Raw genomic sequence first — 21,865 nt, forward strand, 5'->3', positions numbered from 1 at the left:
TACGGACGCCGAGTGGGCGGAGGTCGCCGCCGCGATGGTCGACGCCGCGGGCATCGCCCCGGCCGGTGACGAACAGGCCTGCCGCTGGGCCGCCGTACGGCACGCACCCGACCACATCCACCTCGTCGCGACCCTCGCCCGGGTCGACGGCCGGCAGTCCCCGGCTGCGCGGGGACATCCTCGCGGTGCACGCCGTCGCCCGTGCTCTCGAGTCCCGGTGGGGGCTGACGCCGCTGTCGCCGCAGGACCGGACCGCGGTGCGCCGACCGTCGACTGGGGAGAAGGCGAAGGCGGACCGCCGCGGCCTGCTGGAGACCGCCCGGGAGTCCCTCCAGCGCACCGTCCGCACCGCGGCCGCGCTCGCCCACGACGACGCCGACTTCCTCGACCGGCTGCGCGACGCCGGGCTCCGGGTGCGGGAGCGCCACGGCGACGACGGCGCCCTCGCCGGGTACGCGGTCGCGCTCCCCGGCGACTGTCGACGTCGCCGCCTTCCTGACCGCCGCGCACGGGCAGGGCGTCGGCGTCGACCAGGCCGTCGCCGCCCTCCTGGCCCAGCCCGCCGCCGCACCGGCCGCCGCACCGGCCGGACCCGCGGCCGGGGTGCCCGCCGCCCGGCCCGCACCCGCCCCCGCCCCGAACCCGTACGCCGCGCCGCAGACCGCCCCCGCCCCAGCTGCTCCCGATCCGGCCCCGGCAGCGGCCTCCGAGCCGTGGCGGTGAGCGCGGACGTCCGCGCGATGTGGGGGCCGTTGACCGAAGGCCTGACCGTCCCGAACGATCTGGACCTTTCCGATCGGCCCGCCGCTCTCGGCCGGCTCGGCGTCTCGGAGGCGGCGAACAGCCGGCCGGTCTCCCTCACCCAGGACTGCATCGGCTCCGAGCGCGAGACCGCCCTCCTGGTGGCCACCCGGGCCTGGCCCTTCCTCGCGGCCCGCATGGCCGACCTCGCCCGCGGCCCCGAAGGCGAACAGGGCCTGCTGACCGCCTGAAGGCCGGACTGGGGGCGGGGACCGCCTGGCAGCAGGGCCCGACCGGCGAACTCGGGGGCCGCTCTCAGCCGTTCACGAAAGGTAGCTGTTCATGGCCCTCACGCCCACCTCGGACTCCGCTTTCAAGGAGCGGTGATGGGTAAGGCGGATCCCGTACGGCTGGTGCTTGATGCCAGGGACGCGGTCGAGCGGCTCAACCACGTGTTCCTGAACGACACAGCGGCGCTGTCGGCGCCGGAGGTGTCCGCGACGGTGCAGGCGTTGAAGCCTGGTGGAGCGTCTGCCGCAGGCCTTCGACCAGGCGGCCGCCGCCATCGAGCTGCTGGGCGCCCGGGACCGGATGGTGATGGACACCGGCCAGGACGCCGGGCCGTCCGTCGCCGAGGCAGCGGCACAGCTGCGGGCCGCCGCGACCAGCAGCGAGCAGCTGGCGAAGGAACTCGCGGCCCCGGCCTCCACCATGTTCCACCCGGAGCGGTCCCCGGCGCTGGTGGTGTCGGCCGGTTCGTGTGGCGGGGCGACGTTCCGTAGGCCGCAGCCGGCCGCCGGGCCCGGCCGGGGGGCCGGTTAGGGTGCGGGTAGCCCGTGCCGATATGGCGTGCCCGGGTGAGGCCCGGTGCCTTGGCGTCCAGCGCGCTCTGGGGGCAGTACCACCGGGCCGCCCTATACCTGCAACACCCGCTCCAGCCCGGCCCGGACGACGTCCCCGGTCGTCAGGACCAGGGCGGCGCTGCGTTGCCGTTCGGCACTGGGCCTGGGCGTGCGCCAATTGGGTCAGTTGCTGACGTTCGCGCAGATCATGTAGTAGTCGAGGGAAACGGGGTCGGGCCCGGCGTTGTTCGCGGCGACGTCCCACCCCGTTCCGTCGGCGTTCGGGCCGGAGAAGATCACGTTGACGGCGTTGGTGGCGCTGGTCGTGGGCCTCACGCCGCCGCTCAGTACTCGCTTGCCTGTGGGGCAGAGCCCTCCCCGCCCAGCGTATTCATTGGGGCCGAGTTCGACCGTGCCGAGGAGGATCACTTCGTAGCCGGTGATTCCGGTGCTGGGCGCCGGGGGTGTGGGAGTTGAGGACTGATGGCAGCTCCCTCCCTGGGTGACCTGGTTGTTGCTGCCGTTCACGTTGTTCTGCAACCCGCATACGACGGGTGACAGAAGTCCCGACAGGAGATCACCGTCGGCGTGCGCGCTGCCGGCTCCCAAGCCGCCGATCGCCGCCGCCGCTACCACGGTCAGCGCAAACCGGAGAGTCCTTCGCATGGTCGTATCCCTCACCTTGCGGCACCGAATGCGCCGATTTATCCCGAATCTACGAGATTTGGTTCGTGACTGGCCCATCGACATGCGAGGTTTGGCGAACGGCCCGGCGCTGATAGCGGTACCACCGGGCCGCCCTACACCTTCAACGCCCGCTCCAGCGCCGCTCGGGCGACGTCCCCGGTCGTCATGATCTGGGCGGCGCTGCGGGCGCGTACGGCGAACGCCTCGGGCGGCGCCGCCGCACGCCCGGCGGCCGGCCCCGGCTCCCAGCGGTCGGTCCAGGCCTGGGCCTGGAGCGCCCGGACGGGGGGCTCGTTGCTCCAGTAGACCCCGCGTACGAGCGGCACGGACATTGATGCTGATACTCAGGTTCCGGTGGTCGTGGCTCGGGCACTGACTGACGCCCTGCTGGGCTGTCCTCAAGCTGTTCTGTCCGGCCGCCGGGACCTGTTCTCATGGCTCCGGCCGGGCGGAACATGACCTGACAGGAGCCTGGCCGGAAGCCTCCTCAATGTCCTGTCTGCTCCCCCGGCCGGTGCCCTCCACCGGCTGGAAGCATCGGCATGACATCAGCGTCGCAGCAGACACCGCGGGCCAGTACGTGTTCGGCGGGGTCGACTCCCACGCCGACACTCTTCACGTCGCGGTCATCAGCGACAACGGAGGCCACCTCGCGGACGCCGAGTTCACCACCACCGCGGCCGGATACGCGGCGGCCCTGGCCTTCCTGAACGCCCACGGCCAGGTGATCGCGATCGGTGTGGAGGGCACCGCCTCCTACGGAGCCGGTTTTCACCAGCGCAGCCCGCTTACATGGGCATGTGGTCGTCGAGGTCAACCGGCCCGACCGGGCCGAACGCCGTCGCATCGGCAAGTCCGACCCCATCGACGCCTACGCGGCCGCCCACAACCCCGGTCTGCGGGCCGCCTACGGGTCGGCCCCGACACCGCTGCCCAGCTGCTGGTCACGGCGGGCGGCAACCCCGAGCGCATGCGGACGGAGGCTTCCTTCGCCGCTCTGTGCGGAGCCGCGCCGGTCCCCGCCTCCAGCGGCAGAACCAACCGGCACCGCCTCTCGCGCGGCGGTGACCGGGGCGCCAACGCGGCCCTCTACCGCATCGCCCTGGTCCGCATGGCCGGCGACTCCCGCACCCGCGAGTACGTCGCTCGTCAGACCGCCGCCGGCCGGACGAAGAAGGAGATCACCGGCTCCTGAAACGGGCCATCGTCCGGGAGATGTTCCGCTGCCTGACCACCACGGTCACCGTCCCGGACATCGCGGACCTGAGACAGCTACGGCAGTCCAAGAACACGCTCACCGCCGCCGCCCGCCACTTCGGACTCTGGCCGACCGCCATCTCCAACCTCGAACGCGGGCTCCGCCGCGACGGCGAACCCGCCGACGCCTACCGGGACTGACTCAACGCCGCTTGACCACAAACGAGGTCATGCAACGTCCGGCACGTTCGGCCCCCGACGACCGTCGGCGGAGACACCCACCGGCCGACCGGCACGAACGAAGTCGCCGTACTCGTCCTGGACGACACCCTCGTTGACCCACCGACCCCGCTCGGCTCCAGCGCGCCGCTCGGCAACGTCCAGCGCGGCCAGCGGGTCCTCAGCCATGCCCAGAAGCAGGCCGAACTCGCTGGCCTCGTCGTCTGGATCGAACGGCGGGAACTCGCCCAGGTCCAAGAAGCTCTCGCTGCCGACGTCCTCGACCACGTGGAGATAGACGTCAAACGGCCCCTTCGTGGCACGAACCTCCACATAGCGCACACCGGGGCGTTCCGCCGAGCCGCACGGCCCAAGGAACTGCTCGACCGAACGGCCCCGCCGCAGGGCCCCAAGAATGAACGACTCAGCCAAGTACCGCACCCGGCCGCAATACGGTCCCCACCCCCCACAAGGCTTGACGATCAATAGGAGCATCAGGGCTTGGCGGTCCAGCCGTGCTGCAGATGGGGAACCGCGGTGAGCAGATCTGAGGAACCTGTACCCGGCCGGTGGGGACAATCAAGGCGCTTCATCAGCGTGACCTAATGGGGTGAAGGCACCGGAATCCCTCACTCCTGTCAAGGAAACCTGACATTCTGTCACTGTCAGGGAATCCTGACAGTGCTGTGGTGAAGGGTGCTGGCGGACGGGCTGGAGGCCGCGCCCATCGCGGCTGGGCGGGAGTACGGCGTGGTGGGACAGTGACGGCACGGTGTCCGAGCGCGCGGTCGCGGTGAAAGCCGCCTGCGGATGCGGCTGGCGCGCGGCCGACACGCATCCGGTGGTGTGGGGTGACATCAAGGCGACCGAGGGCGGGCTGGCGCGGACCGGCCCGTTCGCGGACTGGGAGCACCACGTCACCACCGCCGAAGGCCTGCTCCCGCGCGACGTCGACCAGATGCTGACTACCCTGCACGACCGCATTGCCGAACTCGCCGGCACCCGGCCGGTCACCGTCCTACACGCTGTCGCACGCCTTCAGGACACGCTTCCCGGCCTCGCGGTTGACACCGTCCGCGCTGCCCGCGGCTCGCTCGTCACCTGCGAGGCGATCGGGACGGCTCTGGGCTGCTCCCGCCAGTCCGCCCACGAACGCTACGCCCACCACGTCAAGGAGTAGCTTCAGCAGCGCCCCGGGCCCGCTCCCGAGGAGGACATGATGGGTGATAGCACCGAGACCGAGTACGGGCTGGCTTCCGACTCCCTGGAGGACGTCGAGCTGTTGGGGCGGATCTCCCCCGCGTCGTGCCGAGGCCGTCTGGGAGGACAGCCGCCAGCAGTGGCCGGACGTGTACCTGGTCCAGCGGGCCGGCCGCGAGTCCTGGCGCCGGGCCGCTTCCTGACACCTGCGAGGCCCGAGCGTCCTGCAGGACACAGCGGCGGCCGCGGACGCGACGTGCAGATCGCGCCCTGCGCCACGGTATGCCGTCCGGCATTCTCCGCCGTGCCTCCGCCGGTGCGGCGCTCAGGCTGGCCCTGGACCCCGCGCACCATAACCACCGTATCCGGAGCAGTACACCAAGCGGGAGACACCGGGCTGCGACGGGGGCGTGGCCGACCGGGCCACCGGCGAGATCCGTATCCTCGAAGACCGCTGCGGCACCTGCGTCCTGAACCCGGCGGCCACCGCGATCCCGCTCCGTCTGGCCGCCGCCGCAGGTTCATTGAGAGGACGCGCGCCGACGAGAACGGCTTCGTTCCCGCGTTGCTGTATGCCGGGAGTGCGTTATCGGCCCGCGGCGCCGACGCTCGCGGCGGCGTTGATGATGCCGTGGCCGACGGCGTTGTTGGGGTAGGTGCTCTCGTTGTAGCCGCCGCAGTGCAGGCCGGTGGAGACGTGGGGTGTCGCGCCTTCGACGACGAGCCTGTAGGTCTGTTCCAGGGTGAGGTTGGGTGCCGACTGGTAGAGGAGTGCGATGAGGCCTGCGGCGTGGGCGGCGGCGCTCTCGGTGTTGGAGGCTCTGGCGTAGGCCGTGTCGCTGGTGTGGAAGGCGGAGGTGACGCCGGCACCGGGGGCCGCTACGTCGGGCTTGCGAAGACCGGTCAGCGTGGGGCCCTGGCTGGAGAAGGGGGCGAGAGAGCTGCCTTGGGCTGTCGCGCCGACCGTGAGCAGGTAGGGGCTGTTTCCGGGGCTCCGAATGGTGCGGCAGCCGGGTCCGGTGTTCCCGGATCCCGCGGTCGCCAGGATGCCGACTGCGCGGAAGCCCACGAGTGCGTCCGAGATCAGGAGGTCGCGCAGCGGACCGTGCTGCCATCCGAGGCTGACGGCATCGGGGGCCTTCGAGCAGTCGGCGTCCTGCCCGTCGGGCAGGGTCGGGCAGGCCATCCACTGCATCGCTGACAGGAGGTCGAAAATCCGGCAGGTGCCGTCGGCCCGGCAGTCTTTTGCAGCGATCCACTGGGCGCCAGGGGCGACGCCGATGCCCGAGGCACGGCCGACCATGACGCCCATGGTGTGAGTGCCGTGTCCGTTGTCGTCGTGTGGGGCCACGCTTCCCGCGATCGGGTCGTACCAGCCGTAGTCCTGGCGGTAGCCCTCGCGGAGGGCCTGGTGGGTGTAGCGCACGCCGGTGTCGATGCTGCCCACCACCACCCCCTCACCGGTGATGCCCTCCTCATGGACCTTGTCGGCCTGGATCTCTGCGATGTTCCATTGCACGGAAGCAGCCGCGGCAACAGCCCGCACGGGGGCCTGTCGGCCGATGGAGTGGACCTGGTCGGCCTCGATGGAGGCAACCTCGGGCCGCACGGCGATCTTCTCCATCAGCACGCGGTCGCCGGTGACCTCGATCGCGTTAGCGATCCACAACGACTTGTACGGCACCCTGGATGCCTGCAGAAGGCGCCGCACGCCCGCCTGGGCTGCCTCGGCCCTCCCCATCAGAGCCTGCTTCACCGCGGTATGCCCCTCGGCGCCATGCCCTGATCGCGCCAGGACTTCGGCCGGGGTGCTGCCGAACCGCACCCAGAACGTTGTGCGCTCACCCCGCGCGACGGCGCGCTCGGCCGCGGGGGAGATCTTCCGAGCACCGTCCTCGGCAGCGACGGGGGCGGCCCAAAGGGCACAGGACGCCACGATGGCGGCAATCGTGGTGCCGGACAGCGCGGCCATGTCCGCGGCCCCGTCCCGCGTGCGGGACGCACCTGGCCGTACCGTGCGAGCGGATAGCCGCAGTCCGGTAGATGGCGCAGGTGATCACGGCAGTAGGCGAAGCGGTGCGCGGGGAGGCGCATGCTAAGGCCTCGCGGCTGATGGCCCGCAGAGCGTTGGCGGCCAAGCCGAGGTATTCGGTGTGCCAGCCGGGGCCTGGCCGTCGATGCCGCCGAGCGCGAGGCCCTGCTCTGCCACGCGGCCGGCTGCCCGAACACGACCTTCGCCGAGGTGCGGGGCGGCAATGATCCCCAGGTGTGGCCGGAAGACGGGTGACACCGCCGGGGCGAAGCCTGGTCCGCCCGGCGATCCGTGCGCGGTGATACACCGCTGGCCCCCGCCGCCCTGCCACCCCGGTCAGGCAGTGCGGCGGCGGTGTCGGGCGTGGGGACCGCAGCCGAGTACGTCGCACAGCAGTTCCTCCTGGACCGGCGAGAGCGGTGGCAAAGGCGTGAAGGCGTCCTCGACCGGGAGCAGGGTCCGTACCCCGGCGTCCGGGTGGCGCTGCTGCCGGCGGATGTCGGAATCGTGTGCTTCGCTCAGCTGCAGCTTGATGTCCGCGAGGGCGACGGTGTTGCCGTGGGCGGCGAGGGCGTGGCGTCCGGCGTCGTGCCGGGCCGGGTCGACGCTCGGGTGCACGATGTGCCCCTGCTGGCGGCGGGTCGCGCAGCGATGCTCACCGGCAGGGCCATCAGCCGGCGCAGCTCCTCCGCCGTCGACGCGCTGTTGTCCCTGTGAGGATCAGCGGGCGGCGGACGGTACGCCGTCCCCGGGTCGCGGGGGCCAGTCTGGACGCGATGGGCAGTGCGGGCTTGGGGGATGGTGCTGTGGCCGCTGGTGGAGCCGATGCCGGCACAGGCGCCGAGGCGATTCCGGGCCCGGCCGTACCGCGCGCGGGGGTGGCCTATGAGCACAAGTTCGACGGCCACCGCGCGATCGTGTTCACCCCAGCAGGTCCCAGCGGGCGGCTGCTGCTCCAGACCGCGGCGCGCTCGTCCAGAGACCGGTTCCCGGACCTGGTGGCGGCGGCCGAGCAGCTGCCCGTCGGCCTGGTCCTCGACGGCGAACTCCTCGTCTCGGATCCGGATGCGGGCCGGCTGTCCTTCGAGGTGTTGCAGCATCGGGCTGCCGCCCGCGGCTGCAGCGCCCCTGTCCTCGCCTCCTTGCCTCCCGGCCGACTTCGTCGGGTCGCCCTGCGGTCCGGCAGGGGGTCGGTGTACCGGACCGGGGCCCGGCATGCCCTGCGGGAGACGCCACCCATGCCGGTGCCGAACAGCGCCCGGCCCTACCGGGACTTGAGCAGGTCCTCGCGGACTTTGTTCCGGTGGACGTGGACGTGGCCGTGGCCGTGGCCGTGGACGACCGTGGGCTCCCCAGTCAGTTCCCCATCATGATGTCGTTGTAGCTCTCCAGGCGGTGCCAGCGGTCTGCTGGATCGCGGACCGTGGGCATCAGGTCCACGTCGGGGAGCGGGCCGAGGTCGAGGCCGGTCACCATGCTGATGTCCGCCACCGGTACCTGGAAGGTGCGGAAGGGGCCCAGTGGTGGCGGGCCGGGCTGGGCCCCTGCCATGGCCCGCTCGCGGTCGCGGCTAAGGTCGGGGCTCTGGTCGAGGATGTACGCGGTGGAGGCGAGGTTGCCGTCCTGCATGAAGGCCGCCACTTTCCAGAACCGCAGCGGTATCTGGATGCCGCGGTAGGGCGGGTCCGATTCGTGCAGCACCGGGCCGGTGAACACGCTCAGCTTCCGGTCGAACTTGGCCGCGTGGTCGAGGAGGAAGTTATCCAGCCCCAGCCACAGCTTCTTGCCCTGGTGGAACGTGTTCTGCTGCGGGGCCGCGTTGGTGAAGTGGAACGTGTCGGTGTTGGCTTTGTGGGCCTCGGTGACCGTGCCTCACACGGGGTCCAGCCGGCGCACCAGATGTCCTCTGTCCAGGTCGTTGTCGGCGTAGATGGCCTGGCCGGCCTGCTGGTTCGACGGGATCCGCGGGTCGAGGCTCCAGCCGTCCTCCCGGTCCGCGTTCTCCACCAGCTTCGAGCCGTCGATGCAGACGGCTGTGGAGGCCGCGAGGAGGCGGTCGGGGCGGTGGACCCACCGTGAAGTGGGTGTACGGCAGCACGATCGTCGGGATGCCGTCGCCGGGCATGGGCAGGGGCACGACCTTGCCCAGGAAGGCCTCGTCGTAGCCGGTGCGATCGTCCAGCGGACCGCGCGCAGGCGCGGCTTCGGGTGAAGTGTTCATAGCGAGGGAGTACCGTGCTACGGCGATCACTCACGGTGGCCGCCGCCACGTCACTCGAACAGGGACGACGCTCGGGGGGACCTCCTCGGGGCACCGGGGAGGCCAGATCGGCCGCAGCACTGCGGCCGCGAGGGTGCGATGAGCCGCCTTCGTGTCAGTGGCGTGCGGCCGCGATGTTCCGTCAGGTCAGCAGGTTTTCCGCAGATGAGAGGTGTACGGGGGCTTGGGGGCAGTACCACCGGGCCGCCTACACCTTCAGCACGGGCCCGAGGCGCGTACGACGTCCCCGGTCGTCGTCATCAGGGCGGCGACGCGGGCGCGTTCGGCGAGTGCTTCGGGCGGTGCTGCAGAGTGTCCGGCGGCGGGCCCGGGGCCCATCGGCCGGTCCAGGTCTGGATGGCCTCGACGTGGGGCGGGTTGCTCCAGTAGACCCCGCGCGTAAGCGGCACCCGCAGCGCCTCGGGCAGAGGGATAGCGTGCCGGCCGGTCAGCCCCACCCCTGCGCGCGACGCCGTCCCGACGAGCGTCTGCCCGGCTTTCGACTGCCTGGCAGGCTCTGCATGGGGGGTTGATTCGCCGCTTGTGTCGAGCCTTGTCGAACTTCGACCACTGGTCGAAGAGGCCCTCCGTCCCTACGCGCGCGCGGCCCTGCGCGTCAGTGAAAGGTGGCAGAGTCGGAGTGAAAGAGTGAAGAAAGCGCCGCTCTGTACGTAGAGCGGCGCATTCCGTCTGATTGATTACAGTCGCACAAATAGTGCCTGAAGCATGTCCTTTAGAGGTCCATCTCGAACACCTCGTCGATGCTGATATGCCGGCATTCTCCTGTTGCTGGCGCTACCTCTACGGGCATATTGCCCCCAAGTCCCCAGGAATCTCCTAGGACGGGGCGATAGCTGACATAGAAATTCTCTCCGCGCACCTGAACGGCCGTGGCGATGAAGCCGCGCCCGATGAATTCCTGAGCTGCTTCCCTGGCCTCGGTCGTGTCCATTAGCTAGTCCTCATGAACATGTAGGCATCGTATCGTGCGACACCAAGCGCCTGACCTGACTGGGCATCGATGAACATGACCTGCCCATTCCTGTTGATCACGTTGAAGAAGTGTCCAATTCCCTCAGGATTTGCCTCGGTTGCATTTCTCTGCCCGAACACTATACCCTGCGCACCGTGGCCGGCGCGATCGATCGACCGCACCATTCCGGCAAAGCTCTCTCCTTGCTGAAGTGTTTGCCGAGAACCTTTTCGATAGACCGGTAGTTCTGGGGTGTGATTTCTGGTGCGGCTTTCCAGTTCCTTCCAGCAAGGACGGCGTCTGACTCGATTGCGCAGACCATGCAATTTGTCTTTCCGTCGATCGAGCTGATCAGTTTCTGCAACTCTGGCGTCTGTGGCATCCAGTACTTGATTCCGCCGTAGGCGGCTACAGTCCCTGACGGTGTATCCGCCTTTATGTTGATACCGCCAGCGTCAGGCAGGTTGAGCTGAGTGTGCGATCGCAGGAGTTTCCTGTTTTCGACAACGGCCTCGATGCCTTTGGCTGCAAGCTCGCCGACGGCCTTTAGTTTGCCAACCGGCAGGACGCCGGCGGCCGCCATCGTGCACCCGAAGAGTGTGGGGGTCTTGTAGCAGTCAACAATGTCGTTGATGCCCATGAGCTCCCACACGATGTAGAGGACCGTGGGACTGTCCTCAGGCATGGCGCGGATCTCGGAGTTCTCCGGGTCCGCTGCGCACGCCATGATGGGGGCCATGGTTTCGCGGGTGGGGTGCGGGGTGCAGATTCTCTTGGGCTTGTTCGCCTGCTGCCGCTTCCGGTCTTCTTCGGCCTGGCGGCGGGCTTCGGCTTCTTCCCGCTCGCGGATGGCCAAGAATGCCGCGCGGGCCTGCTGGGCATCGACTTCGGCGGCGTCGCTGCTCTTGCCGGCCGCGATTGCGGAGGCGCGGGCGGTGTCTGCTGATTTGTTCGCGTCGTGTGGCGGGCGTAGCTGGCGGAGAATTCGGCCTGGGAGGCGGAGCCTTCTGCGGCGGAGGCGTCGGCTTCGGCTTGGTTGGCGGCGCCGCGTGCCGTGGTGGCGGAGTTCGCGGCCGCGGTGGCGCTGGCGGCGGCCTTGTCGGCCGAGGCCTTCACCGAGGCGGCGTGTCCGGCCGCTTGGCTGGCGGACTGCTGGGCCTGGACGGCTGCGTTGTTGGCCTCTGCGGCGGCCTGCTTGGCCCTGAAGGCTGCTTCGGCGGCCTTCCAGCGGTTCTCCTGTGCCTTGACGGCGACCTCGTCGCCTGCGGCGAGGAGGGTTTCGATCCGGTTCTTGTGGTGGTTGGCGAGGTCGTCCTTGCGCTGGGCCATGTACTGGCCGGTGGCGACGAACTCGTGGAGCTGGTCGGCCGGTCCGACCATCGCGATCTTGGCGGCGGCCCTGACCTCGTCCCCGCCCCCCGTGGCGAGCTGGGCGGCGGTGACCCTCTCGTCGTCGACGCGCTGCGTGTACTGGTTGATCTGGAGGAAGGTCGCGAGGGCCTTGCCGGTGCCGTCGGCGAGGGCGGCCTCTGCACCCTCCTTGACACCGGGGCCGCCGGTGTTGGTCAGCCGGGCGACGTCGACCCTCATGTCGTCGGCGCCGGCGGCGTACTGGCCGGTGGTGTAGAAGCCCCGGATCTGCTCGGGTGCGCCCTTGAGCGCCTCGACTGCCGCGGCACGTACCCCGGCATAGGGGCTCTGCGTGCTGAGGTTCAGGACGCGCTGGCGCACGTCTTGCTGCTCGGCTTCCTTCCAGCGGGTGCGCAGGTAGTCCAGGACGTCCTGGCCGGTGCCGGCGAGCGCCCGGGCGGCGGCCTCTTGGTGCCAGGGGCCCAGAAGCTTCATCGCCTGCATCGCCAGCTCACGGCCCTTCTTGGCGGTGGAGACGACGTCGACGTCGGGCCGGGCCGCTTCCTGGGCGAGGAGAGTTGCGGTGTCCTGCAGGCCCAGGGCCTGGAGCTGGGAGGCGGCTGAGGCGGAGATGGCCTGGTCACTGGCGGACTTCGCCGAGCGGGCCCGCTCGATGGCGGCCTCGGTGCGGGTGGCCAGGTCGGCGGCCTCGGCCTCGTTGGCGAGGTCGAAGACCTCCCGGGCCTTCTTCACCGCGGCTGTTGCTGTCTCCGCCGAGGTCTTCGCGGCATCGGCGTTCCGCCCGCTGCGTACGGTGGCCACGGGCGATCCGGCGGTCGCTCTGTGACCGTGATCGTCGGCGGCGATGGCGTGGGCGAGGTGGGTTGCCGGTGTGGGCCCTCGTGAAGGTGTCCGGCGATCGTTTGGCTGCCTTCGACGCCTGATGTTGCCCGGCAACTTGGCAGTGTCCGGAAAGGGTTGATCGTGACCTGAGGTAACGGCTTACGTTGGGTCGCGACCACGCGCTACGCGCGAGTAATAAAGGGCGGCTGGGCCGCCGAAGGGGAGCGCGAGCCATGTAGGCCTGCGCTGTAAGGAATGCATGTACCACCATCTAAAACAGAAGATTGTCACACTTGCCACTGCCTTGTGTCTGACCGTTGGTGCGGGGGTGGGGACGGCTTCGGCTGCGGAGCCGGCCGGGCGTGAGCCCTCGCTCCTGGAGATCGCGGCCAAGGCCGAGCAGTACTCGAAGTGCGGGCAGCGTCCGCTGCTTCAGCGGCCTCAGTGCCGCAAGGAGTTCGCTCTCAAGTCCGCCAAGCTCGGTCTGGCTGTGGGCGCCTACCTCTACATCTCGCTGCCGGCGATGAAGGACGAAGGCGCGTCCTTCACCGAGATGAACAAGGAACTCGGGACCCTCGGCCGCCAGCTCAAGCCACTGCTGACGCAGGCAGAGCAGGAAGCGGACCCTGCCCGACGACGGGAGATCTTCAAGCAGATCGTCAAGACCTACGAGGCCGCCAGGCCGCACCTGGACAAGCTCCGCACCAACATGGCCCGGGCATCGGAGTACGCGGACCTGATGGGCACGAACTCTCCCGCACTCCTCGCCTACATGACCGTGGCGGTAGGGGACTACTTCCCGGAGGAAAAGCCAGCCGGGCCGCGGCCTGACGGTCCGAGCATTTTCGACGCGCTTGACGAGCTCAAGGGCCTTGGCCCGGCCTTCGACCAGATGATCGCCGGCTTCGACCAGATGAACGAAGCCCTCGATGAGATGAACGGCATCATGGTCGATGTCAACGAGAGCATCGACGGGATCAACGCGGCCCTGGACCAGGCCAACCGGGGCATGGACCAGCTCAACCAGGGCGTCAGTCAAATGAACGAGGGCCTGGGGCAGGTGAACACCGCCGTGGCCGACTTCAACAAGGCCGCGGACAACGCCCTCGTACCCGACTTCAAGTTCGACTTCTCCCACGTCGGCGAGAGCGTCGGCGCGACCAGCATGACGCCCGAGCAGATCGCCTCCGAGGACGCGCGGGCACGGAAGATGGGCCTGGTCCTCGACCTGCTGCCCGGCATCAGCAACGGCAAGGGAATCCTCGACGCCCTCACCGGCAAGGACCTGGCCACCGGCGAACACCTCAGCCCCCTCGACCGCGCCCTGAGCGCAACCGTCGTGCTCAAGTGGCTCAAGCACGGCGGCAAACTCCTCCCCGAAGACATCATCAAAGCCCGCAAGGGCAAAAAGTTCCCCGACTGCTTCAACAGCTTCCCGGCCGGCACGCCGGTACTGATGGGCGACGGGTCGACCCGGCCCATCGAACAGATCAAGGTCGGCGACGCGGTCCTGGCCACCGACCCGGAGGCGGGCACCACCGGCCCACGCCCGGTCGACGCCACGATCTACACGCCCGACGACCGCGACTTCACCATCATCACCGTCCGCGCGAAGTCCGGCCACGGTTCCCTGACCGCCACCGACCACCACCCGTTCTGGTCGGAGAAACGCAAGCGGTGGACGGACGCGGCCGATCTCAACTCCGGCGACACCCTCCGCACCCCGGACGGCACCACCGTCGAGATTGACAACGTCGCCCAGTGGAAGGAACTTCAGGGCGCATACAACCTCACGGTCAACTCCCTCCACACGTACTATGTACTGGCTGGTATTACGCCGGTCCTGGTACATAATTCCAACTGCCCCGTCACAATGTCTTCTGTCATTAGCGAGGATTCGGCGCTAGCGAAGGCCGCGCAGCAGGCGGGGAAGAATCAGAAGGTTCAGGCTGACCTGGACAGCCTGTTCCAGCAGCTGTCACGCGGAAATATGAATCCGGGCCTCGGGAGCAAGGCCTTGGTCGGAACGGATGTCCTGTACGCACGAGGAAGGAACGGCGGTCGCCTGTTCTTCCGAAACGTTGACGGAGGGATTCAGATCGTTGGGAAGTCCGATAAGGCGAACGAGTCCAAGGTGATTGCGAGGCTGAATCAGCTCTATGGCCAGTGACCCTCTCTACCGCGTAGAGAGCCAGCAGTTCAGCGCGCTCTTCATGTTGGGCGCGGAGGACGACAAGGAAACCGTTGAGAACGTTGATGCGGAACTCACCCTCCCGGACGGGACGCGGTGGAGCGTCACGTTCATGACGCTGCGCGCGATCGAGCAAGTGATGGATCGATGGAGGGAGACTGGGGAATGCTCCGGCGGGGCATATTTTCAGTGTCCCGATCTCGTGATCATTCCGGAGGGGGGGGTGGCTGCGATGCTGGATTCCTTCAAGGGGATTATCGATTCAGGCGGACCTGTAGGAGTTTTGCAGTTCCTGGGCGAAAGCTAGATCGCCCGTAGGTGCTGTCGCAGCGTGAGACAGGATGCCCCTTTCCCGATTGGCGGAGAAATGGGCATCCTGGTCTTTGACGGCAACATCAGCGGAGGACGGCTGTGGCAGGTGGGTCATTGAGCCCTTTTCCATCCTCATCCTGAGCTGGCCCGATGCAGGGCGAGGGCCGCCTGAATGAGGCTACCGGGTGCCGGTCGGCCCGGTGCCGGGGGCGGACTGGCGGGCGATGGCGGGGCAGATGGCTCTGCTGCAGAGGGCCGGGCTGACCTGAGCACCCTTCTGCGCCAGCTCCGGCGGGCGGCCAAGACCGTGTATCAGGCGGTGGAGGCCAACCGGGCTCGCATCAGCTCGGTGGGCACCGACCGGCGGGCGAAGCTGCTCAAGAAGACGATGCCCGGGGGCGTGGTGCGCGCGGCGACTCGAGTACCAGGCCTGGCCGGACATGACCGCCAAGATGGTCCACCTTGACTGGCAAGGGGTTGACGTTGTTGGGTTTCTGACCGCCGCGCACCGCCAGCGTGGTGGTGTCAACTGGGCGGTCGCCGCGCTCCTGGCCCAGCCTGCCGCCGCCGTTCCGGCGGTCGGCCTGCGGCGACGAAAACGCTCCTTATGGTACCGCTGGGCCTGACAGGTAGGTGCCGTTGCGGTCGTAGGGCCAGGCATTGGCCTTGCAACCCGCCAGTCCCTTGAGCTGCTGCATCATCGCGGGGGCCGGCTTGCCCGCAGCCGGGCACGTTTCGTGTCCGCGCCCCATCTCGTGGCCGACCTCGTGGTTGATGATCAGCGCCCGGTACTCCGAGACCGGTCCGTCGAACTGCGGCGAACCCTGCTTCCACCGCTTGAGGTTGACCACAACCGTGTGGTTGGTGCTGCAGTTGGTTTCTCCGACGAGTTCGGGAGTGGTGACCTCGCACAGCCGGTTCGTGGTCTGCGGGGTGGCGATGCGTACGGTGAAGTCCACCATGCCCTCCGCGATCAGCTGGAAGCCGTACCGCTCGTCCCGGATCCACCCCCGCCGGTCCGCGAGGATCGCGTCCACCTCTCGCGCGGCCTGGTTGGCGTCCAGGCCGGAGCCGTCCTCGACCTCCACTCGGTAGCGCCGCGCGGGCCCGTTGCCGTGCTTGCCGGCCGAGACCTTGGCGGCGGTGAAGGTGCCCGGCCCGGACAGGGGCACGTCGCTCTGCGAGGTCCGGCTCGGTTCGGGCGTGGGCTTCACTGAAGGTGACGCGGAGGGCGGCGCCGGGGCAGGGGTGGAGGGCCCGGGGCGCAGGGCCGCCTGGGCCCCGGACTCGTCCGCCGGTGGTTCCGCCCCGAGCAGGGCCACCGTGACCCCGGCCCCGCCGGCCGCGCAGACCAGCCCCAGGACAGTGCTGCGGAGCCGCCTGCGGCGCTTGGAACGGGCTCGGGCCATGCGGGCGGAACTGCGCCCCCCGCTGCGTGTGCTGTTCGATTTGCGCATACATGTGCCGTCCGGAACCTGTCCGTTCGGCCTTCCCCCTGGATATTCGGTACGTAGAACTGAGGAGACGGCACTGCTCACCCGGCGGTGCGCCCCATCCGGATCGCAACGAGGACTGCGACTCGGACCGGCCCCCCTCGTGGCCGCCTCCGCGCGGTGGTGAGGAGATGCCTCAGCCCTTGCCGACACGGATGACAACGGTGCTGCACACCTTGTCGGCGAAGGTCTGCTTCTTGGGGTCCCAGATCGGCCAGAGCCAGCCGATGTGGCAGGGGAGGCTGTCGAGGATGTGGGCCAGCTTGCGGACCAAGGCCAGCCCGAATCCGCAGGTGGTGCCGTCGGCCTCGCGGCGCAGACTGATGCCGAGCGCCTTCTTGCCGATCGACTGGCCGGTGGAACCCTCCTTGAAGAGCTGGAAGAAGCCCATGACGACCGCGTACACGAGACCGGCCACGAAGAAGACGCCGGGTTCGGCCTTGTCCGGGTCGGCGGCGGTGGCGAGGTCGACGAAGCCCAGGCCGTACATCGGGCCAAGGACGATCAGCGTGTCGAGGAGGTCAGCCCCGACGCGCAGCCCCCAGTGGGCCAGCGCGGGCATCCCGCCCGTCATACCGCGAGCGGGGTGGACGCCGTACGGAGCCGGCTGCTGGGGGTAACCGTACGGCGGGGCGGCCTGCTGCGGGTAGCCGTACTGCGGCGGCACGCCCTGCGGGGCCTGCTGCGGGTATTCGGGCTGGCCCTGCGGGGGCTGCTGGTCGTACGGGTTGTTCGGGTCGCCGAAGCTCAAGATGGGATCTCTTCGTTGTAGGGAAACGCGGACGCAGCGCGGCAGAGCGGTCGGCTCACACGCTGTCCGGTAAGCGGCTCGTCCACCCCGGGACACCTGCACCGGAGGGTTTCACACCGCACTGACACCCCCCGGCCGGGCCGGCGGAACGAACCTCGGCCAGGAGGGAGTCGACATCAGGGGCGTCCCTGCTGTCAGTCGAGGACGTCGGGGATCGGGTCGGTGTTGCTGCGCTGGAGGGCGGTCTTGGAGCCGGCGGCCGGGCCGAGGGCCCAGTCGGAGAGGGCCATGGAGTCCATGTAGCGCTCTTCGTCGTTGAGCAGGACGCCGATGATGGTCTTGCCGTTGCGGGTGACGGAGAAGACGAGGCATTTGCCGGCAGGGGTGGTTCGGCCGGTCTTGATGCCGATCGCGCCCGGGTACGCGTAGCCGCTGTTGGTACGCGGCTGGATCAGGAGGTTGGTGTTGCTCCAGCTGCCGACGGTGGCCGTGCCGCCGGTGCTGTAGGTGGTGGTCTTCACCAGGGTCTGGAACAGGGGAATGGTCATCGCGTGCTGGGTGAGCTTCGCGAGGTCGCGCGGGCTGGTGAGGTTGTTGCCGGTCGGCGAGATGCCGTCGAAGGAGTCGTAGAGGGTGTTGGTCAGGCCCAGCTCCTTGGCCTTGGCGTTCATCTTCGCGATGAAGTCGGCCGTGCGGGCCGTCATGCTGGTGCCGGTGCCGAACGTGTCCACGAGGGCGTACGAGGCGTCGGAGCCCGAAGGCAGCATCATCCCGTACAGCAGCTGACGGACCGTAGGGGTCGCCCCGGCCTTCAGCTGGGCCGAGCTCGCGCCCTGCAGGTAGGTGTAATCCAGGTACTCCTGCTTGACGGTGACTTTCCGGTCGAGGTTGAGGTCCGGAAGGGAGGCGACCACCACGGCGGTCATGATCTTCGTAGTGCTCGCCATGGGCCGCTTGGTGTCGGCGTCCTTGGCCATGAGGGTTGCCCCGTTGGTGCCGTCGATCATGATCGCGCCGGCCGCGGTGTGGGCCGGCACGGGTGCGGCCTGGGCGGGAGCCGTGGCCGTGACCAGGGCACCGGTGGCTACGGCCACTGCGAGCGCGCCCTTGGCACGCCGCATCAGATTGGAGATCACTTCAGTCCTTGAATGTGGTGGAGGAACCCGGCCGGGAGGCGCCGCGAGGGATCCTCCCAGCCGGAACCCGGTGGGTTGGGGATGCGGGGGAGGTGGTACCCGAGGGTCAGCCGAAGGCCTTGATCCCCGACCACTCGGTACCCAGCACGGCCTGTACCGCACCGCCCGAGTCCTTCGCCGTCGGGTGGTAGACCCAGATGAAGCCGTTGGCTCCCTTGGCCCACAGGTCCGGTATCCGGTCGCCGTTGACGTCCGGGGTACTGATGGCGAGCGGGATGTTGGCCGGGGTCCAGCCCGCCCCGTAGATCACGTCCGTCTTGTCACGGGAGGCACCGGCCGTCGCGAGCGACAGCAGGTCGGTGCTGCCCGCGGCCGTACCCGGCTTGCCGTACCGCAGCCAGAGGTTGCCGCTCTCAGGGCTGCGCCACACCAGGTCGGCCTTGCCGTCGAGGTCGATGTCCCCGACCGTCAGCAGCACGCGGTCCGCGCCCCAGTAGCCGTCGTTCATGAGCGTCGCCTTCTGGAACGCGCCGCCGGTGTACCCCTCCAGGGCCCAGAACGCCTTGCCGCTGCGCAGGAACAGCTCGGGCAGCTTGTCGCCGGTGAGGTCGCCGACCGCCATGATCTGCGTCCACTCGGCGGGGTCCGGTACGCCGGCCGGGAGTTTGAGCCGGACGCGCTTGTCGACGTTGAAGCTGCCGTAGCCGTCGCCGGGGTAGATCCAGAAGCTGCCGTCGGGGGTGCGGGCGAAGAGGTCCGTGGTGCCGTCGCCGGGGTAGACGTCCGTCCGGTGCGTGATGAGTGCTGTCTTGCCGGTGGCCGGGTCGAACCAGTGGCCGGGCGGGTTCAGCTGTCCGTCGGTGGTGTACGAGGCCGCGAGCGACCCGTACATCTCCCCGCCCTCGTCACCGGAGAAGGTGCGCAGGTTCCCCTGCGCGTCGATGGCCAGGAGGTCCGGGCGGCCGTCGCCGCCGACATCCCCGGGGCCATCCGCTTCCTGGCGCGGCGGCAGGTAGAAGACGTAGTCGGTGCGCTGGCTCTTGTTGCCCGCCGCGTCGTAGGCGTGGACCAGGAGGGCGACGGGGCCCGAGTTGGTGGGCTTGAGGTCCGGGATGGTGGCCGCGCCGTTGACGGCGGGCACCTCCTTGATGTTCAGGCCGGCGAAGGAGTAGCTGAACTTGACGGCGTCGGCCGCCTTGAAGGTCACCGCTCCGGTCTGCCCGAAGCGCACTGTCGCCCAGGTCGCGCCGTCCGGGGTGGCCGGCTTGAACACCTGGCTGGTCACCTCCGGCGCGGGCGGGCCGCTCGCGTCCACCGTGACCCGGCACGGCTGGTCACCGGCCGGGAAGGAGGATGAGGCCGCGCCCTCCGAGTCCTCTGCCACGGCGTCCCAGGAGTACGTCACCTTGTCGGTGAGGGTGGCGGAGGGGATGGTGGTCGAGGCCCGGCCGTCGGCCTGCGGGGTGACCACGGTGCCGGCCGGGACGGGGTCGCCGTCCTTCCAGAAGCGGAAGCGGACGGCCTTGAGGTTGCCGTCGTCGTCGGTGGCCTTGGCGGACAGGACGAGGTTGGCCTTGGCGACGGGCTGGCCGGCGCCCGGGCCGGGAACGCAGGCGCCACCGGGATTGGTGGTGCCGTCCACCGGCTCGCTGGGGGCGCGGTTGTACGTGATGGTGAGCTCGGCGGCGTCGGCCCTGAACGTGCGCCAGGTGTACGTGTCGTTCTCGGAAACGGCGCGCATGCCGAGGGTGACGTCGGGCGCGCCGGCATTGGCGGCGTTCTGAGCCGCGTCCTTCACGTTGAAGCCGACGTAGTCGTCGGCGCAGGCGGCGCGCCCGTGGGCGAAGACCTGCTCGTCCTGGAAGTTCAGCCAGTCGGGCTGCTTGTTCCAAGTCGTGCCGGAAGAGATCGCGCCGGTCCAGTACAGGCGGTAGGTGCGCTTGTCACAGGACCAGCTGTGGTTGTTGAGAACGCGGAAGGTCGCGCTGGTGAGTGCGGCGCCCTTGAGGCGCTCGTCGAAGCCCATCCGCCAGAACGGGCGGGCCGTGCCTCCGGTCTCCTTCTCGTAGCCCACGCGGGCTTCGGGGGTTCCGTTGTTGAAGTTCGTGCCGTTGAAGAACGAGCTGTTGGGGTGTGGCTTGTAGGCCGTGGTCCAGGCCTGCTCGCCGCTGTTCATGGTCGGGTCGATGAAGACCGGGAAGCGGGTTGCCGGGTCCTTGAGGAGACCGGTCGCTTCGGTGTTCAGACGAAGCCGGGCCTCGGAGGTGCCGTTGCCCTCGACCGCGATCGGCAGCGGCGCCTGCTTGGAGCCCGGCTCCATGCCGGCCAGGCCGGACAGGCGCAGTACCTCGTCGGTGGAGTCGACGGCGGTGCGGGTCACCGCCTGGGGGTCTTCCGGGTCGCGGCCGGAGGAGTCCCAGGCGAAGGGGGTCGGCATGGATCCGACTTCCTTGCCGGATTTCGGGTCCATGACCGCGACCCGCTGGGCCTCGGCGTCGTGGCGGAAGACGGCGGTGGCGGAGCGCAGTCCGTACTCGGCGGTGGCGAGTTCGGGGCGGCCGGCCGCTTCCTTCGTCTTGACGATCAGGACCTGGGCGAAGCCGCCGTCCTGGCGGGCGACGAGCATCAGGTCGACGTCGGGCAGGACCTCCGGGTAGAGGGCGCGCGGGCCGTCGAGGACCGGCTTGGGCAGCGGGCCGGGCCAGGTGTAGGCGACGGTGTGGCCGGCGAGGTCGACCTCGGCGAGGACGGAGGTCCGGGTGTCCTGGGCGGCGGGCTGGTTCCCGCCGGAGAAGCGGACGGGCAGCGGGGCGTTGGCCGGGCGGATACTGAGTCCCTTGCCGTCCTTGTTCTGTGTGTCGTTGCCGAGCTTGGTGTCGATGGGTGCCCAGCGGCCGTCGGCGTTCTTGGCGCGCTGCGGCACGGCTGAGATCTGGGTGCGTAACTTGCCGTCCGGCTGGGACCAGGTGACGGACGTGGCGTTGGTTTCCGTGTCGACGGGAACGTCCTTGCCGGTGCGTCGGGACTCGGCGGCGGCGCTCTGTGCGTCGCGGGGGCCGGTGGAGGCGGGCTTGGCGTCACCGGGCGCGGCGTTCGCGGTTGGTGGCGGGCCGTCGGGTTGCCACCAGGACAGCAGTGCTGCCGTTAAGGCGGCCACCACGAGGCCGATGGTGCACGTCAGCCGCGCGCGCGTACGCACCAAGGGGCTGAGAAGGCGGGGCATGGTCACTGCGGTCTACTCCCGTGGGGACCAATCGGATGGGGACAGCGCAAAGAGCCCCATACGGCTGACCGTGGGGCAGAAGGGCACACGATCACACGAGCGTGGCACCTCGTCCAAGAGTTTGATTTTTATCGTGTCGTTACGAACACGGAGGGGATTCTTGGGGATTTCGAGGACTTGGCCTGAACCAAGCAATGAATGTTCTGATTCAACTGCAACCCTGCGTGGTTGGCACATGTAAACCCCACGTTGGGCGGCAATTGCCGGAGAACACCCAGATGTAGCGGATACATCCGCATACTCACCGTGATGTAAGCCACACACTGCTCGTGTTCGTCACGCTCCGCATCCTTGCTTCGCAGTAGGAACGCATTCGACAGTTCGCAGGCGCGGGAGCAAGTGGCCCGTGCCCTGC

The 21,865-nt window shown here is 69.1% G+C and carries 18 protein-coding genes and 2 pseudogenes; 7 read left to right on the plus strand and 13 right to left on the minus strand.

Annotation, left to right across the window (positions count from 1 at the left end; all coding sequences use genetic code 11):
- The first annotated feature begins 257 nt into the window (after positions 1–257).
- Both AC069X_RS26060 and AC069X_RS26065 read left to right on the plus strand, forming a co-directional pair.
- Positions 258–992 (plus strand): hypothetical protein, encoded by a 735-nt coding sequence (locus AC069X_RS26060; protein ID WP_478731953.1) that lies wholly within the window; start codon positions 258–260, stop codon positions 990–992.
- A 271-nt stretch (positions 993–1,263) separates the two neighbouring features.
- Positions 1,264–1,563, plus strand: a complete 300-nt coding sequence (locus AC069X_RS26065; RefSeq protein WP_478731955.1) for a hypothetical protein — start codon at positions 1,264–1,266, stop codon at positions 1,561–1,563.
- 203 nt (positions 1,564–1,766) lie between these two features.
- Here AC069X_RS26065 and AC069X_RS26070 read toward each other — a convergent pair whose 3' ends face one another.
- Together AC069X_RS26070 and AC069X_RS26075 are read right to left on the minus strand one after the other, a co-directional pair.
- Positions 1,767–2,249: a hypothetical protein gene (locus AC069X_RS26070; protein ID WP_478731957.1), complete on the minus strand. Its 483-nt coding sequence runs from the start codon at positions 2,247–2,249 to the stop codon at positions 1,767–1,769.
- 134 nt (positions 2,250–2,383) lie between these two features.
- The gene (locus tag AC069X_RS26075; protein ID WP_478731958.1) at positions 2,384–2,596 is read right to left on the minus strand and encodes a hypothetical protein; all 213 of its coding nucleotides are present in this window, start codon (positions 2,594–2,596) and stop codon (positions 2,384–2,386) included.
- A gap of 164 nt (positions 2,597–2,760) precedes the next feature.
- Between AC069X_RS26075 and AC069X_RS26080 the strand changes: the two are divergent.
- Both AC069X_RS26080 and AC069X_RS26085 read left to right on the plus strand, forming a co-directional pair.
- Positions 2,761–3,503: pseudogene (locus AC069X_RS26080) on the plus strand (transposase); the annotation flags it as partial.
- A complete protein-coding gene (locus AC069X_RS26085) occupies positions 3,486–3,668 on the plus strand; it encodes an XRE family transcriptional regulator (protein WP_478732014.1) in 183 nt (60 codons plus the stop codon). The pseudogene AC069X_RS26080 and the gene AC069X_RS26085, both read left to right, overlap by 18 nt.
- A gap of 27 nt (positions 3,669–3,695) precedes the next feature.
- Here AC069X_RS26085 and AC069X_RS26090 read toward each other — a convergent pair whose 3' ends face one another.
- Entirely contained in the window at positions 3,696–4,127 is a 432-nt protein-coding gene (locus AC069X_RS26090; protein WP_478731960.1) for a hypothetical protein, read from the minus strand.
- 331 nt (positions 4,128–4,458) lie between these two features.
- On the opposite strand from AC069X_RS26090, the gene AC069X_RS26095 reads away from it, so the two are divergent.
- Positions 4,459–4,866 carry a hypothetical protein gene (locus AC069X_RS26095; protein ID WP_478731962.1) on the plus strand — a complete coding sequence of 136 codons (408 nt, stop codon included), beginning with the start codon at positions 4,459–4,461 and terminating at the stop codon, positions 4,864–4,866.
- Between the two features lie 606 nt (positions 4,867–5,472).
- On the opposite strand, the gene AC069X_RS26100 is transcribed toward AC069X_RS26095, so the two are convergent.
- From AC069X_RS26100 to AC069X_RS26125, 6 genes and pseudogenes are all read right to left on the minus strand, one after another.
- Positions 5,473–6,858: a S8 family serine peptidase gene (locus AC069X_RS26100; RefSeq protein WP_478731964.1), complete on the minus strand. Its 1,386-nt coding sequence runs from the start codon at positions 6,856–6,858 to the stop codon at positions 5,473–5,475.
- Positions 6,859–7,254: 396 nt separating this feature from the next.
- A complete protein-coding gene (locus AC069X_RS26105; protein WP_478731966.1) occupies positions 7,255–7,536 on the minus strand; it encodes a hypothetical protein in 282 nt (93 codons plus the stop codon).
- Positions 7,537–8,274: 738 nt separating this feature from the next.
- Positions 8,275–9,114 (minus strand): annotated as a pseudogene (locus AC069X_RS26110) (DNA/RNA non-specific endonuclease).
- Between the two features lie 797 nt (positions 9,115–9,911).
- The gene (locus AC069X_RS26115; RefSeq protein ID WP_478731968.1) at positions 9,912–10,130 is read right to left on the minus strand and encodes a hypothetical protein; all 219 of its coding nucleotides are present in this window, start codon (positions 10,128–10,130) and stop codon (positions 9,912–9,914) included.
- On the minus strand, positions 10,130–10,477 hold the full coding sequence (locus tag AC069X_RS26120) for a toxin glutamine deamidase domain-containing protein (RefSeq protein WP_478731970.1): 348 nt from the start codon (positions 10,475–10,477) through the stop codon (positions 10,130–10,132). The genes AC069X_RS26115 and AC069X_RS26120 overlap by 1 nt, the downstream gene beginning before the upstream one ends.
- Positions 10,478–10,697: 220 nt before the next feature.
- Positions 10,698–12,323, minus strand: coding sequence for an ALF repeat-containing protein (locus AC069X_RS26125; protein ID WP_478731972.1), 1,626 nt, complete (start codon positions 12,321–12,323; stop codon positions 10,698–10,700).
- Between the two features lie 280 nt (positions 12,324–12,603).
- Between AC069X_RS26125 and AC069X_RS26130 the strand changes: the two genes are divergently transcribed.
- A complete protein-coding gene (locus AC069X_RS26130; RefSeq protein WP_478731974.1) occupies positions 12,604–14,514 on the plus strand; it encodes a polymorphic toxin-type HINT domain-containing protein in 1,911 nt (636 codons plus the stop codon).
- Positions 14,504–14,842, plus strand: a complete 339-nt coding sequence (locus tag AC069X_RS26135) for a hypothetical protein (protein WP_478731975.1) — start codon at positions 14,504–14,506, stop codon at positions 14,840–14,842. The genes AC069X_RS26130 and AC069X_RS26135 overlap by 11 nt, the downstream gene beginning before the upstream one ends.
- A 610-nt stretch (positions 14,843–15,452) precedes the next feature.
- Here AC069X_RS26135 and AC069X_RS26140 read toward each other — a convergent pair.
- From AC069X_RS26140 to AC069X_RS26155, 4 genes are all read right to left on the minus strand, one after another.
- Positions 15,453–16,256 (minus strand): DUF3152 domain-containing protein, encoded by an 804-nt coding sequence (locus AC069X_RS26140; protein ID WP_478731977.1) that lies wholly within the window; start codon positions 16,254–16,256, stop codon positions 15,453–15,455.
- A 220-nt stretch (positions 16,257–16,476) separates the two neighbouring features.
- Positions 16,477–17,091, minus strand: a complete 615-nt coding sequence (locus AC069X_RS26145) for an RDD family protein (protein WP_478731979.1) — start codon at positions 17,089–17,091, stop codon at positions 16,477–16,479.
- A gap of 194 nt (positions 17,092–17,285) precedes the next feature.
- Entirely contained in the window at positions 17,286–18,212 is a 927-nt protein-coding gene (locus AC069X_RS26150; protein WP_478732008.1) for a D-alanyl-D-alanine carboxypeptidase family protein, read from the minus strand.
- A 121-nt stretch (positions 18,213–18,333) separates the two neighbouring features.
- Positions 18,334–21,450 (minus strand): DNRLRE domain-containing protein, encoded by a 3,117-nt coding sequence (locus AC069X_RS26155; RefSeq protein WP_478731981.1) that lies wholly within the window; start codon positions 21,448–21,450, stop codon positions 18,334–18,336.
- Positions 21,451–21,865 lie beyond the last annotated feature (415 nt).

This window comes from Streptomyces sp. NPDC043896, assembly GCF_056435605.1.